14 protein-coding genes are annotated in these 13,102 nt (G+C 65.0%); 7 read left to right on the top strand and 7 right to left on the bottom strand.

Features of this window, described 5'->3' with window-relative positions:
- Nucleotides 1-143: 143 nt before the first annotated feature.
- Nucleotides 144-941 (bottom strand): hypothetical protein, encoded by a 798-nt coding sequence (locus AC1DQK_RS09830; RefSeq protein ID WP_477869882.1) that lies wholly within the window; start codon nucleotides 939-941, stop codon nucleotides 144-146.
- 108 nt (nucleotides 942-1,049) lie between these two features.
- Between AC1DQK_RS09830 and lipB the strand changes: the two genes are divergently transcribed.
- From lipB to AC1DQK_RS09815, 3 genes are all read left to right on the top strand, one after another.
- On the top strand, nucleotides 1,050-1,715 hold the full coding sequence (gene lipB / locus AC1DQK_RS09825; RefSeq protein WP_477869880.1) for a lipoyl(octanoyl) transferase LipB: 666 nt from the start codon (nucleotides 1,050-1,052) through the stop codon (nucleotides 1,713-1,715).
- 57 nt (nucleotides 1,716-1,772) lie between these two features.
- Nucleotides 1,773-2,027 carry a hypothetical protein gene (locus AC1DQK_RS09820; protein ID WP_477869879.1) on the top strand — a complete coding sequence of 85 codons (255 nt, stop codon included), beginning with the start codon at nucleotides 1,773-1,775 and terminating at the stop codon, nucleotides 2,025-2,027.
- 86 nt (nucleotides 2,028-2,113) lie between these two features.
- Nucleotides 2,114-2,767, top strand: coding sequence for a hypothetical protein (locus tag AC1DQK_RS09815; RefSeq protein WP_477869877.1), 654 nt, complete (start codon nucleotides 2,114-2,116; stop codon nucleotides 2,765-2,767).
- 57 nt (nucleotides 2,768-2,824) lie between these two features.
- Here AC1DQK_RS09815 and queE read toward each other — a convergent pair whose 3' ends face one another.
- Together queE and queC are read right to left on the bottom strand one after the other, a co-directional pair.
- Nucleotides 2,825-3,457: a 7-carboxy-7-deazaguanine synthase gene (queE, locus tag AC1DQK_RS09810; RefSeq protein ID WP_477869875.1), complete on the bottom strand. Its 633-nt coding sequence runs from the start codon at nucleotides 3,455-3,457 to the stop codon at nucleotides 2,825-2,827.
- Nucleotides 3,457-4,149 carry a 7-cyano-7-deazaguanine synthase QueC gene (gene queC / locus AC1DQK_RS09805; RefSeq protein ID WP_477869873.1) on the bottom strand — a complete coding sequence of 231 codons (693 nt, stop codon included), beginning with the start codon at nucleotides 4,147-4,149 and terminating at the stop codon, nucleotides 3,457-3,459. Before queC ends, queE begins: the two co-directional genes overlap by 1 nt.
- Nucleotides 4,150-4,336: 187 nt before the next feature.
- Between queC and AC1DQK_RS09800 the strand changes: the two genes are divergently transcribed.
- Complete coding sequence (locus AC1DQK_RS09800) at nucleotides 4,337-5,131, top strand: proteasome-type protease (protein WP_477869871.1); 795 nt, start codon at nucleotides 4,337-4,339, stop codon at nucleotides 5,129-5,131.
- A gap of 155 nt (nucleotides 5,132-5,286) precedes the next feature.
- Here the strand turns inward: AC1DQK_RS09800 and AC1DQK_RS09795 are convergent, their stop codons facing one another.
- The 4 genes from AC1DQK_RS09795 to AC1DQK_RS09780 form a co-directional block, all read right to left on the bottom strand.
- Nucleotides 5,287-5,733 (bottom strand): hypothetical protein, encoded by a 447-nt coding sequence (locus AC1DQK_RS09795; RefSeq protein ID WP_477869869.1) that lies wholly within the window; start codon nucleotides 5,731-5,733, stop codon nucleotides 5,287-5,289.
- Nucleotides 5,734-5,860: 127 nt separating this feature from the next.
- Entirely contained in the window at nucleotides 5,861-6,781 is a 921-nt protein-coding gene (hslO, locus tag AC1DQK_RS09790) for an Hsp33 family molecular chaperone HslO (RefSeq protein WP_477869867.1), read from the bottom strand.
- Between the two features lie 138 nt (nucleotides 6,782-6,919).
- Nucleotides 6,920-7,849 carry an ornithine carbamoyltransferase gene (gene argF, locus AC1DQK_RS09785; protein WP_477869865.1) on the bottom strand — a complete coding sequence of 310 codons (930 nt, stop codon included), beginning with the start codon at nucleotides 7,847-7,849 and terminating at the stop codon, nucleotides 6,920-6,922.
- Nucleotides 7,846-9,036 (bottom strand): acetylornithine transaminase, encoded by a 1,191-nt coding sequence (locus tag AC1DQK_RS09780; RefSeq protein WP_477869863.1) that lies wholly within the window; start codon nucleotides 9,034-9,036, stop codon nucleotides 7,846-7,848. The genes argF and AC1DQK_RS09780 overlap by 4 nt, the downstream gene beginning before the upstream one ends.
- 205 nt (nucleotides 9,037-9,241) lie before the next feature.
- Between AC1DQK_RS09780 and AC1DQK_RS09775 the strand changes: the two genes are divergently transcribed.
- The 3 genes from AC1DQK_RS09775 to AC1DQK_RS09765 all read left to right on the top strand — a co-directional run bounded on the left by AC1DQK_RS09775 (nucleotide 9,242) and on the right by AC1DQK_RS09765 (nucleotide 13,033).
- Entirely contained in the window at nucleotides 9,242-10,246 is a 1,005-nt protein-coding gene (locus AC1DQK_RS09775; protein ID WP_477869862.1) for a hypothetical protein, read from the top strand.
- Nucleotides 10,247-10,394: 148 nt separating this feature from the next.
- A complete protein-coding gene (thrC, locus tag AC1DQK_RS09770) occupies nucleotides 10,395-11,795 on the top strand; it encodes a threonine synthase (RefSeq protein ID WP_477869860.1) in 1,401 nt (466 codons plus the stop codon).
- A 5-nt stretch (nucleotides 11,796-11,800) separates the two neighbouring features.
- Entirely contained in the window at nucleotides 11,801-13,033 is a 1,233-nt protein-coding gene (locus tag AC1DQK_RS09765) for a M16 family metallopeptidase (protein WP_477869858.1), read from the top strand.
- The last annotated feature ends 69 nt before the right edge of the window (nucleotides 13,034-13,102 follow it).

The raw sequence follows: 13,102 nt of genomic DNA, 5'->3' as shown, positions 1-13,102 counted from the left end.
CTTGCCCGGAAGCATCGGCTCGATCCGACGCCACTGCGCCTCGCTTAACTCGTATCGCTTGATCCCCATGATGCCTCCGCAATCGCGGAAACCCATGAATCAGACATCCCACCACTTGGGAATCCTCTGAATGTCGATACAGCCTAGGACATCGCGATCCTGCGATAGATCAACGCGATATACACCGCCATCACCAGCGACAGCATCGCCTGCAGCCCCGCACTGATCAGCGCCTGGGCGACCACCAGCAATTCTCCGTCGCTGACCGCCAGCTTGAGCAGTTGGACAAGCGAGCCGATCACCAGCTGGTCGACCAGCGCGACGATGATCTGCAGGAAGATGAACAGCACCCAGAAACCCGCAAAGCGCAACACGTTGTCGCGGCCGAGCGCCCAGATCCGGCGGAGCACCTGCGCCGTGCCAAGCTGCTCCAGCGCCAGCACCGGCGCTGCGACCAGCATCCGCACCATGATCACCAGCATGGGAATGATGATCAGCAAGGAAAACAGCGTGGACACCGCCGGAGAGGCGGGGCTCGCACCGAACGCGATCGCAGCCAGCGTGCCCATGGTGACGACCCCGATCGCTATGACGATCCAGATCGACATGACGACGAGGCCCGCCAGCAGCGCCGCCGGCGCCCGCTTCAACGCTCCGAGCAGCGCCTCTCCGACGCTGATGCGTGGCACCAGAACGATCAGCGACACCGCCAGATACCCATAGATCGCCAGGATCAGCGCCGGCAGGACGAGCAGCATCTGGGGGCTTGCGGTCCCGGTGCCGGCGGCGCTGCGCATCGCGGGTGCGCTGGCGATGGCAATGCCCAGCAGAACCTGCATCGGCCCGAAGATCGCCAGGCCCACCGGGATCAGCAGCCCGCTCTCCCGGCGCATGAAAGCTATCGTCTCTTCCCAGACAGTCCCGAGCGAGAAAGCGGTCATTCGATTGCATATCCCCAGACAGAACATCTCTCGCCTATCCTGCCGGGCCCTTGCTGTGCAATCGCCTCGCTCTTGATCGCGCAAGAAAATAGGCATTATGCGGTCAGCATGACGATCGATCACGACGCGATCGAGTGGCGGGTATCCCCCGGCCTCTCCCCTTATGCCGACACGCTCGCAGAGATGGAGGAGCGGGCCGCAGCCATCCGGGCCGGCGAAGCGCGAGAGTTGATCTGGCTGCTCGAGCACCCGCCGCTCTACACGGCCGGCACCAGCGCTGCGATCGACGAACTGCTCGCGCCGGACCGGTTTCCGGTGTTCAAGGCAGGACGTGGCGGGCGCTATACCTATCACGGCCCTGGGCAGCGGGTCGGCTATGTGCTGCTGGACCTCGAGAAAAGGGGCCGCGACGTGCGCCGCTTCGTGTCGGGGATGGAGGCGTGGCTGATCGCCGCTCTGGCGGACTTCGGGATTGTGGCGCGCAGCGAGCCGGGGCGGGTCGGTATCTGGACCGGCCAGGGTGCCGACGAGGCCAAGATCGGCGCGATCGGCGTTCGGATCCGGCGCTGGGTCAGCTTCCATGGCTTCTCTCTCAACGTGGATCCCGACCTTTCACATTTTCTGGGCATCATTCCCTGTGGCTTGGGCGATTTCGCAGTGACCAGCATGGCCCAGCTCGGTGTTTCGCCGGGCATCGACGCGGTCGACGCGGCGCTGCGCCGCCATTTTCCGGACATGCTCGCAGGACTGTGCGGCAACGCATCCGTCGCTTGAGTGGCCGAGTCGTTCCCTGTATCTTGAGCGCAACTCAACAAAATCAGGGAGTTCCTCATGAATCGTCCGATCAGCATCCTCCTCACCGGTAGCCTCATCGTGACGGCCGCTGTCGGCCTTTCGGGCTGCGGCAAGAAAGCAGGAGACAGCGACACCAATGTCGTAGAGATGAATGCCAGCGATGGATCGATGAACGACATGACGGTCGTCGAGAGCGCAACGCTCGATCAGGCGGGCGGCGCAGTATCTGCCGACAATGCGGTAGCCGTCGATAACGGCGCCGAAGCCGGCAATGCGAGCAACGCGAACTAAGACGGGGGACTATCAGCGGGGGCGCTTCGATTTGTCCGGGAGAGGTAAGAATGGCGTTCCGATGGCTGGTTTTGGCGGCGGCTGGCATGATGGCGATCGGCCAGGCCGGTCCGGCATCCGCCTATTTGTTCTGGGTCCAGCCCACCTTCAAGGGTGGTCCCGTAAATGGCGACGAGCCGGGCTTGGGCATGGAAATGCCGAAGGCGACTCCCGCGGAACTCCGGGCGCATATGTTGTGGAATATGCGCGCCGGGCTCAACGTCGCGGCGCTGCAGTGCCAGTTTTCACCAATGCTGCTGACGGTGCCCAACTATAACGACCTCCTGTCGAAGAACGCCGTCGAGCTCAACACGGCCTACAAGACGCTGAACGCCTACTTCAGGCGCACCGGCGGCAAGACGTGGCAGAAGGCCTTCGATCAATATACCACCAAGACCTATAACGGCTTTTCGACGATGCACGCCCAGCTCGGCTTCTGCGAGACCGCGAGCGCAATCGGCCGCGATGCCCGCAAGCTCGGCCGCGGCAATCTCACCCAGCTCGCGGTCGATCGGATGCGGGAGTTTCGCAACAGCCTGATTCCGGTCGGCGACATGATTCGCGCGCAACGATGGATCTCGGTGTCGGTCCAGCCGCCATCGATGGTCAAGGAATGCTGGACCCGCAAGGATCTGCTGAAGGCGGCGTGCGTGCCGGCCGGCTATCAGCAGGCCAGCACCAATCCGCAGGCTGCCGGATAATATCTCCAGCCGCCTCGTGAGCTGGTCGAGCCAGGCGCGAGGCGATGGACGACGCCCTCAGCGAATGCCCACCACCTTGTGGGTCTGGGTCGACAGCCGCCATTTCGGATGCCGAAGGATGAACGCGATGGCGGCTTCGCGCGCATAGGCGAGATCCGGACCATCCATCGGCTGGATCAGCAGATGCTCGAAATCCCAGGTCTCGAATTCCTGCGGATCGAGACCGGCCTGGGGCCAGACCAGCTTGAGTTCATTGCCTTTGCGCAGCACCACGTCGGTACCGGACTTGGGGCTGACGCAGATCCAGTCGATGCCCGGCGGAGGCGGCTGCGTGCCGTTGGTTTCCACCGCCGTCTCGAATCCGCGCGCCTTCAATGCCGCGATCAGCGCGATGTCGACCTGCAGCAGTGGCTCGCCGCCGGTCATCACGAGAAAGGGCGCGTCGAACTCCCCCCATAGCTCGGCGGCGCGATCCGCCAGCGCATCGGCATTCGGATAGCGGCCACCATTGTCGCCATCGATGCCCACGAAGTCGGTGTCGCAGAATGTGCACTGCGCGCCGGCGCGATCTTCCTCGCGCCCGCTCCACAGATTGCAGCCGGCGAAGCGCAGGAACACGGCACGCCGCCCCACCTGCATGCCTTCGCCCTGCAGCGTCAGGAACATCTCCTTGACCGCATAGCTTCCCATCAGGCGTACACCGCGGGATCGGCCAGCCCTGCCTCGGCAAAGCCCTTGGCGCGCAACCGGCAGCTGTCGCACAGGCCGCAATGACGCCCGTCCGGCGTCGGATCATAGCAGGACCAGCTCATGCCGGCGTCCAGCCCCAGCCGATCGGCCTCGCGGGCGATGTCGGCCTTGGTCATGTGCTGGAGCGGCGCGTGGATGGTGAAGCCCTGCCCTTCCACTCCCATCCGCGTCGCCAGGTCGGCGAGCTGCTGGAAGGTAGCGATGAACTCGGGTCGGCAATCGGGGTAACCCGAATAATCGAGCGCATTCACGCCGAGGAAGATGTCGCGCGCGCCGGTCGCCTCCGCGAAACCGAGCGCCAGCGACAGGAAGATCGTGTTGCGGGCGGGCACATAGGTCACCGGGATGCCGGGCTCGACGCCGTCCTTCGGTACCGCGATATCGTCGGTCAGCGCCGATCCGCCGAAGGCCCGCAGGTTCAGCGGGAGGGTGACGTGCCGGACGACGCGGAGCGCCGCCGCGATGCGCTTCGCCGCTTCGAGTTCGACACGGTGGCGCTGGTTATAGTCGATCGTCAACGCCGCAAGCTCGAAGCCGCGCTCCAACGCCAAAGCTCCGGAGACCATCGAATCCAATCCGCCCGACAGCAGCACGATTGCCCGGCGGCCCGCGGTGTTCACATCGTCAGACATGGCGCGCGCTTAGGCGATTTTGGCGCGTCGGTCTACCGGCCGACGCGGCCCGCCATCCGCCCGCGCCGCCGAGCGTTCCAGCCCGCGAACGGGACAGGTTCGACAAAAAGAAGCTCTTACAATTTCCCGCGTTCGTATATGCATAGCGCAAGTCGGCTGGGGAAGCCGGCGGACGAGGGGGGATGCTATGACTTATTGCATCGGCATAATGCTCCGTCAGGGGCTGATCATGATTGCCGACACCCGCACCAATGCCGGGATCGACAACATCTCGACCTATCGCAAACTTCATGTGCTTGCCGACAATGATCAGCGGCTCTGCGTCGTCGCGAGCGCCGGCAATCTGTCGGTCACCCAGCTTGTCCTGGGCATGCTGGCCGAAGGCCTGCCGCCGCTCGGTCCGGAAGACGCTCCGCGCAAGGTCGAGCATATGCCGACGATGTTCCGCGTCGCCCAGCTTGTCGGCGAGGCGGTGATGGCCGCCGGCCGCCAGCTCAAGCCCGCCTTGCACGCCGCTGGCGTGTCATCCGGGATCTCGTTGCTGCTCGGCGGCCGGATCGGTGACGGGCCGCCCCAGCTGTTCCTGATCTACGACGCCGGAAACTTCATCGAGTGCCAGCGCGACAGCCCCTTCTATCAGATCGGCGCCACCCAATATGGCAAGCCCATCCTCGATCGCGCGATGAACTTCGAGAGTTCCATCGATGAAGCGGTGAAGGTCGGCCTGCTGTCGTTCGATTCGACGATCCGGTCGGACAAGTCGGTCGGCCTTCCGTTCGATGTGATGGTGATCCGCGCCGATCCGAACCTGCCGGTGATCACGCGACGGATCGAGATCGACGATCCCTACATGCGCACTTTGTCGGCGCGCTGGTCGGTCGTCCTGAACGAAGGCCGCGCCGCGATCCCCGATCCTCCTTTCCTCGCCGACGAGGAAGGCACGCACGATGGCGATGTCGTGGAGCTGAAGTCGGTCAGCTGAGCAGGCAAAAAAATGGGCCGCCCTGGAGCGGCCCAGTGAGGCTGTGAAGCCTGCTAAGGGAGGAAAATGTACCTAAAGGGGAAGGCACGATTTGCTTCTAACCCGATGGGGATAAACAAAGCGTTAACCGGCTGGTGGGGCCGGAAACCCGGGACCTATTTCGCGGCAGTCTGGGCAGTGCAAACGCCCACCCGATGCGCCTGCGCCGAATAGTCGAACGGTTCGTTATGAGCGATTCCCTGCGTCTGGATCGTCGCCAGGGTAGGTGATTGCACCCGCACGGTCGTGCGGCCCCAGCCGGCGCGCTGGCAGCTGTAGTGAACCGTGGAACTCTTGGGTTCATTTGCGATCACGAAGCGCGAGCAGCCCGGCTGGTCATGCTCGATCTGCACCAGCCGGATCTGGTCGGTTACGCACATCAGCTTCGGCGAACTGCCCTTGACATCGAGCTGCCACAACCCGCTTTCAAGCTGCTTCAGCGCCGCGAGCGACAGCTCCGGCGAGGCCGCCACCGGCGGGGCGATGGCGGCCGGCGCGGCCATCGTCTGCGACGCCGCCAATAGCAGACCAACCGTCGCCGCCCTGAATGCGAAACCCATCATCGCCCTCTCGTACACAATAGAGCACTCGATTCGCTTATCGCGTCACGCAGGATAGCCAAGTTCGACCAACGGTCGTTATCATACGATCGATATATGAACGGCCGAAGATGGCTGTGATGTGCGCCACTCAGGCGATCGAGCTCAGCGCCAGCGAGAAGCGTCTTGCGCAGAACTCGCAATCGACGTGGATATCGCCCTCGGCATCGGCCATCTCGGCGCGATCTTCGACGGGAAAACGGGTGATCACGCCACGGATATGCTCCGGATCGCAGCGGCAGCCGCGGGCCAGCGATACCGCAGCCATGGTGCGGACCTCGTCCTCCTCGTTGAACAGGCGCCACAGCACGGTCTCCAGCCGGAGATCGGCGTCGGTCAGTTCGTCGAGAGTAAGCGTCTGGCCCAGGGCACGGACATGGTCCCATTCGGGATGGTCGAGTCGGGTGTGGATTCTATCCCGGCCCTCTTCGCCTTCGGGCAGGTGCTGGATCAGGATGCCGCCGGCGACATGGCGGCCATCGGGCATCCGTCGGCTCGCGAGCCGGACCAGGCTCGGCAGTTGCTCGGACTGGCTGAAATAGCGTTCGGCGGCTTCGGCGAGCGATCCGCCCTCGAGCGGCACGATTCCCTGATAGCGTTCGCCGGTGATCGCCTGGTCGAAGGTGATGGCGAGATAGCCCTTGCCGAACAGCGCGAACAGCGACGGATCGGCAGGGATTTCGGCCAGCCGCTCGGGATCGTGGCGAATATAGCCGCGCATCTCGCCGCCCTTGTAGTCAGCGACCATCAGCTGGACCGCGCCGGCCTCGGCCTGCGCCTGCAGCGTCAGCTGGCCCTCGTCATGCTTCAGTGTCGAGCCCAGCAGTGCAGCCAGCACCAGCGCTTCGCCAAGCAGCCTTTCGATGACCGGAGGATAGCCGTGCGCGCCGAGGATCACGTCCAGCATCGGCCCAAGCCGCGCGAGCCGCCCGCGGGCATGCCGCTCGGGAATCGTGAAGCCCAAGGCGATGTCGAGATCGTTACGGCCGGGATCATTAGGTTCGGAAGCCAAAGAACAGTCCCCATCGTCACCCTGAACCTGTTTCAGGGCCCACTCCCCCACAAGCCCCACCCGGGAGGAGGATGGGTGGATGCTGAAACAAGTTCAGCATGACGAGCGGGATTTTCAAGCCCGCTCGCCTCTCAACATTTACTGGAGCTTCCCCAGGCACCAGAGCAAGACCGCCTTCTGGGCGTGGAGCCGGTTCTCGGCTTCGTCCCAGATCAGCGATTGCGGCCCGTCAATCACCGCGTCGACCACCTCCTCACCGCGATGCGCGGGCAGGCAGTGGAGAAAGGCGGCGCCCGGCGCAGCCTGCGCCATCAGCGCCTCGTTGACCTGGAACGGCATCATCGCCGCCAGCTTCGCCTCGGCATGCGCCTGGCCCATCGAAATCCAGGTATCGGTGACGACGACATCGGCGCCAAGCGCAACCTCGCCGGCATCGCGCGAGAACGCTATGTCGCCGCCTCGCGCTTTCGCTGCGGCCACCACCGTCGGATCGGGATCATAGCCGTCGGGACAGCCGATGCGCACCGGGAAGCCGAGCAGGCTTCCCGCCTCGATGATGGAATGCAGAACATTGTTGCCGTCGCCCAGCCAGGCCCAGCTCAGCCCCGCAACCCTGCCCTTGTGCTCAAGCACGGTCAACAGGTCCGCCATGATCTGGCACGGATGCGAATGATCGGTGAGCCCGTTGATCACCGGCACCTCCGCATATTTGACGAGATCGGCGATCTTCCCGTGATCGTCGGTGCGAATCATGATCGCATCGACATAGCGGCCAAGTACGCGCGCGGTGTCGGCAATCGTCTCGCCGCGGCCAAGCTGCATGCTGCCGGCGTCCATCACGATCGTCGTGCCGCCGAGCTGGCGCATCGCCATGTCGAACGAAACGCGCGTCCGCGTCGAGTTCTTCTCAAAGATCATGGCCAGCGTATAGCCGGCCAGCGGGGCATCGCTGTCCACCGTGCCCCTCGGCAAAGCCTTGCGGGCCTCCTTGCGGGCCTTGGCGGCGTTCAGCATCGCATTCAGCCCATCGGGGCCGGCATCGGCGAGGTCGATGAAATGCCGGGTCATTGGGCCGGCGCGTAGGACCGCGCCCCTGCCGACAGCTTCTCGATGCACTCGGCGATGTGGCTTTCCTCGATCACCAGCGGCGGCAGGACGCGGACGACATTCTCGCCCGCCGACACCGTCAGCAACCCGTGATTGTCGCGCAGATGCGCTACGAAGTCGCGCGCCTCGGCGCTATCCTTCAGCTTGATGCCCAGCATCAGGCCCACGCCGCGCACGCTGTCGAACAGCGTGTCGTGGTTGGGGATGAGCTGTTCGAGACTCTGGCGCAGCCGATCGCCCATCTTGCGGACATTGGCGAGGAACGCGTCGTTGACCGCGACCTCGAACACGGCCTCGCCCGCGGCCATCGCCAGCGGATTGCCACCATAGGTCGAACCATGGGTACCGAACACCATGCCCTTCGCCGCTTCTTCGGTCGCCAGGCAGGCGCCGAGCGGGAAGCCGGCGCCGATCCCCTTGGCCACCGCCATGATGTCGGGCGTGATGCCATATTGCTCATGCGCGAAGAAGGTACCGGTCCGGCAGTAGCCGCACTGGACCTCGTCGAGGATCAAAAGCAGCCCCTGCTCGTCGCAGATCTCACGCAAGCCTTGCAGGAACTCCGGCGTCGATGGCGTCATGCCGCCCTCGCCCTGGATCGGCTCGACCAGGAAGCCCGCGGTGGTGGCATCAACCGCGGCGCGCGCTGCCTCAAGGTCGTTGAACTTCACCACCTCGAAGCCCGGTAGCAGCGGTTCGAAACCTTCCCGCATCTTGGGCTGGTTCGTGGCCGAGATCGCGCCCAGCGTCCGGCCGTGAAAGGCGCTGGAGAAGCTGATGATCTTGGTCCGCTCGGGCGCGCCGTTGACATAATGATAGCGGCGCGCGGTCTTGATCGCGCACTCGACCGCTTCGGCGCCCGAATTGGTGAAGAACACCGTGTCGGCGAAGGTCTTGTCGACCAGCTTCTGCGCGAATGCCTCGCCCTGGGGGCTACCGTAGAGGTTGGAGACATGCATCAGCGTCGCCGCCTGGTCGGCAATCGCCTTCACCAATGCCGGATGGCCATGGCCGAGCATGTTGACCGCGATGCCCGCGGCGAAATCGAGATAGCGCTCGCCGCCCTCACCGATCAGATAGCAGCCTTCGCCTCGCACCGGACGCACGCCGCACCGCGGATAAACCGGCATGAGCGGGGTGATGGTCATGGCAAAGCTCCCTCTTTCCTCTGATCGCTGTTGAACTGTCCCGAAAACGCAAAAAGGCGACCACCCGGCCGCCTGTCGGAGCGCGCATATAGTGAAGCAGCACCACGCTCGTCAAACGCTTCATCGCATGCCGCTGGGCACGTTAACCGACTGCTGATAAAATTTGCCGAAAATCCCGTAAATCCCGAACCATCATAGGTCGTCGATGCGTCGCCTGCTGGCCCTTCCCTTGCTCTCCATCCTTGCGCCGGCCGCTTCACTCCGCGCGCAGGACATCATCGTGTCGCCGCTCTTCGGCACGGAGCTGCGTTATGAGCAATATTCGGCGGAGCGGCTGCTGAGCCCCGAGGACGCGATCCTGATCCGCGCACGTCCCGGCCTGGGTCTCTCGACCGGCCCCTGGTCGATCGCAGCGGTTAGCGATGCGGCGGTGACGGTCCGGCGCAACGAGAGGAGCACGCTCGGAGGCCGGGTGCCGATTCGCCCCGAGGCGGTGCAGGTCGACGAGTTGCGACTCGATTATCGCGGCCTGGCCAAGACCGAGATAAGCCTTGGCCGGCAGCACCTGGGAATTGCCGATCCGGCGATCACCGGCGACCGCGATGGCCAGCAGACCTTCGATGCCGCGCGCCTGCGCTGGACCGGGCTGCCCGGGCTCAGCGCCGATCTTGCTTATGCGTGGTCGAGCAGCAGCCTGTGGGCAGCATCGCAAGCGCCGCTTCCGGCGACCGTGGCCGGCGATAATATCTTCGCGCAGCTCAGCTGGACCAGCGGCCTCGGCACGCTGAGCGGCTATGCCTATCAGATCGACCAGCGCAACACCGCGCAAAGCGATTTCCGGCTGCTCAACCAGGTCTATGGCGCCCGCTTCGCTGGCAACCGGCGCATCGGCGAAAGTCTCAGCCTCGCTTATTCGCTCGGCTTCGTCCGCCAGACCGGATCGCTCGCAAATGCCGTCAGCCGGATGCCGACCTATTGGCAGATCGGCAACCGTCTCGACCTTGGCGACCTGAGCGCGTCGCAGATCAGCTATCGCCGCTTCGCCGCCAACGGCATCAGCACGCTCAACGGCAACACGCTGAGCCTGGCGACCAGCGCTACCCGCGGCAAGCTGACGGTCGGTGCGGCCTACAAGGATTTCCGGCCGCTGCCCGAGAGCGGCGCGATGTCGACCCAGGACCTGCGCATTTCGATGGGACTGATTTTCTGACTTGATTGGTCGCCCAGCCCCTAGCCTTCGGATCCTGCGACGCCCAAGCCCGCGGAAGGCGACGATGCGATACCGCCGCCCGGTGAAGGCTCCCCAAAAGGCTAGCATCCTTGCCGCGACCCGCGCGTACCGCTAAGGCGCGCCGGTCATGCAGTATGTCAGCACCAGGGGTGACGCGCCCCGTCTCGGATTCGAAGATGTAACGCTCGCGGGGCTCGCCTCCGACGGAGGGCTTTACGTACCCGAACATTGGCCCAGCTTCAGCACGGCCGAGATCTCGGCTTTGCGCGGGCTTTCCTATGTCGACACGGCGGTCGCGGTCATGCGCCCGTTCGTCGCGGGCGCGCTCGACGACGCGGCGCTCAGGAGCCTGTGCGAGGCTGCCTATGGCCGCTTCGCCCATGCCGCGGTGGTACCGCTCAAGCAGCTCGATCATCGCCAATGGCTGCTCGAACTGTTCCATGGCCCGACGCTGGCTTTCAAGGATGTCGCGCTCCAGCTTCTCGGCCTGCTGTTCGAGCGCTTCCTGGCCGATCGCGACACCCACCTGACCGTCATCGGCGCGACCAGCGGCGACACCGGCTCCGCCGCGATCGACGCGCTGGCCGGCCGCGCCAAGGTCGACATCTTCATGCTCCACCCCAAGGGCAGGGTGTCGGACGTCCAGCGGCGGCAGATGACCACCGTGCTGGCGCCGAACGTCCATAACATCGCCATCGAGGGCAGCTTCGACGACGCCCAGGCCCTGGTGAAGGCGATGTTCGCCGACAGGCCCTTTGCCGGCCGCTTCAACCTCTCCGCGGTCAATTCGATAAACTGGGCCCGGCTGATGGCCCAGATCGTCTATTATTTCTACGCCGCGGTCCGGCTTGGCGCACCCGAGCGCCCGGTCGCCTTCTCGGTGCCGACCGGCAATTTCGGCGACGTCTTCGCCGGCTATGTCGCCGCGAAGATGGGCCTGCCGGTCGCGAAGCTGATCGTCGCGACCAACGTCAACGACATCCTCCACCGCGCGCTGTCGGCCGGCGACTATTCGGTCGGCTCGGTGACGGCTACCGCCGCGCCCTCGATGGATATCCAGGTCAGCTCGAACTTCGAGCGGCTGCTGTTCGATCTGCATGGGCGTGACGGTCCCGGCCTCGCTGCCTCGATGAAGGGCTTCGAGTCGAGCAGGCGCTACAGCCTGCCCCAGGCGATGCGCGACGAATCGAGCGCGCTGTTCAGCAGTGCGCGGATCGACCCCGACCGTATGCAGCAGGCGATGCGCTGGGCGCACGACCGTGCCAATGAGGTGATCGATCCGCACAGCGCGATCGGCCTGGCCGCGGCGCAGGATGCCGCGGTCGATCCGGACATCCCCGTCGTCACCCTGGCGACAGCGCATCCCGCTAAGTTCCGCGATGCGGTGGAGCGCGCAACCGGCATCCGCCCGTCGCTGCCGACCCGGATCGGCGAACTGTTCGAGCGCGAGGAGCGCTATGCGGTGCTTCCGGCTGAGATCGGCGCGATCGAGGCATTCGTGGCCGATCAGACCGCGGCGGTCGCCTGACCATCATGTCCGGCCCGCACATTCACCGGCTGGCTAATGGCTTCACCATCGCGGCCGAACCGATGGCCGGCGTGGAGACGATTGCGATCGGCCTGCATGTCGATTGCGGCGCCCGGCATGAGGACGCCCGCGCCAACGGCCTGGCCCATCTGTTCGAGCATATGGTGTTCAAGGGCGCCGGCGGCCGCAGTGCGCGCGAGATATCCGAAGCGGTCGAAAATGTCGGCGGCTATCTCAACGCCTTCACCTCGCGCGACCAGACCGCCTTCCAGGCACGCCTGCTCGCCGAGAATCTCGATCTCGGCGTCGAACTGATCGCAGACCTGGTCCGCAAGCCGCATTTCGACAGCGGCGACCTCGCGCGCGAGAAGGACGTCGTGCTGCAGGAACTCGGCGAGGCGCGCGATCTGCCCGACGATATCATCAACGATCATTTCCACGCGACGGCCTGGCCTGGCCAGGCGTTCGGCCGGCCGGTTCTGGGCAATGAGGATACGATCGCCGCGATCTCGGTCGACGACCTGCGCGGCTGGACCCGCAAGCATTATCGCCCCCAGGGCATGGTGCTCGCCGCCGCCGGCAAGATCGATGTCGACGCGTTGGTCGCTATGGCCGAGGCGTGCTTCGGCGACATGGAGCCCGCGCCCCGCCCCGTCGCCGAATTGGCGGTCTATGAAGGCGGCAGCTTCGTCGAGCGGCGGCGGCTTGAATCCGCGCACATATTGTTCGGCTACGAAGCCGTCGGCTATTTCGACGCCGATTATTATCCGCTGATGCTGTTCAGCCAGGCCGCCGGCGAGGGCAGCTCGTCGCGGCTGTTCCAGGCGGTGCGCGAGGACCGCGGCCTCGCTTATTCGGTCGGCAGCTCGGTCGCCGCATGGCGCGATACCGGCATGCTGACGGTCTACCTCGCTACCGCGCGTCGCGAGGCGCAGAACGCCGCGGATCTTTCGCGGGACATATTGCGCGAAGCGGCAGCGACTCTCACCCCCGTCGAGCTCGCCCGCGCCAAGGCGCAGATCCGGGCGACGATCCTGATGACGCTCGAATCGGTCCAGGGCCGCGCCGACCGCCTCGGCTTCCAGACGCTTGTCCATGGTCAGCCGCTCGATCCGGCAATAATCGTCGCGAAGATCGAAGCCTGCACCCTCGATCAGGTCCGCGCCGTCGGCACCCGCATGCTCGAAGGCCGCGAGACGCTCGCGACGGTGGGGCCGGCGCTCAAGGCCGCAGCGTGAGGCTGTTGGCCGATTGCGTCATTCCAGCGGAAGCTGGAATCTCCCTTCTTCCTCGCCACCGGGAAGGCA

The sequence above is a fragment of the Rhizorhabdus sp. P4_G5 genome, from assembly GCF_056401065.1.
The sequence above is the reverse complement of the archived record's forward strand: the minus strand, read 5'-3'. Positions and strand labels throughout refer to the sequence as shown.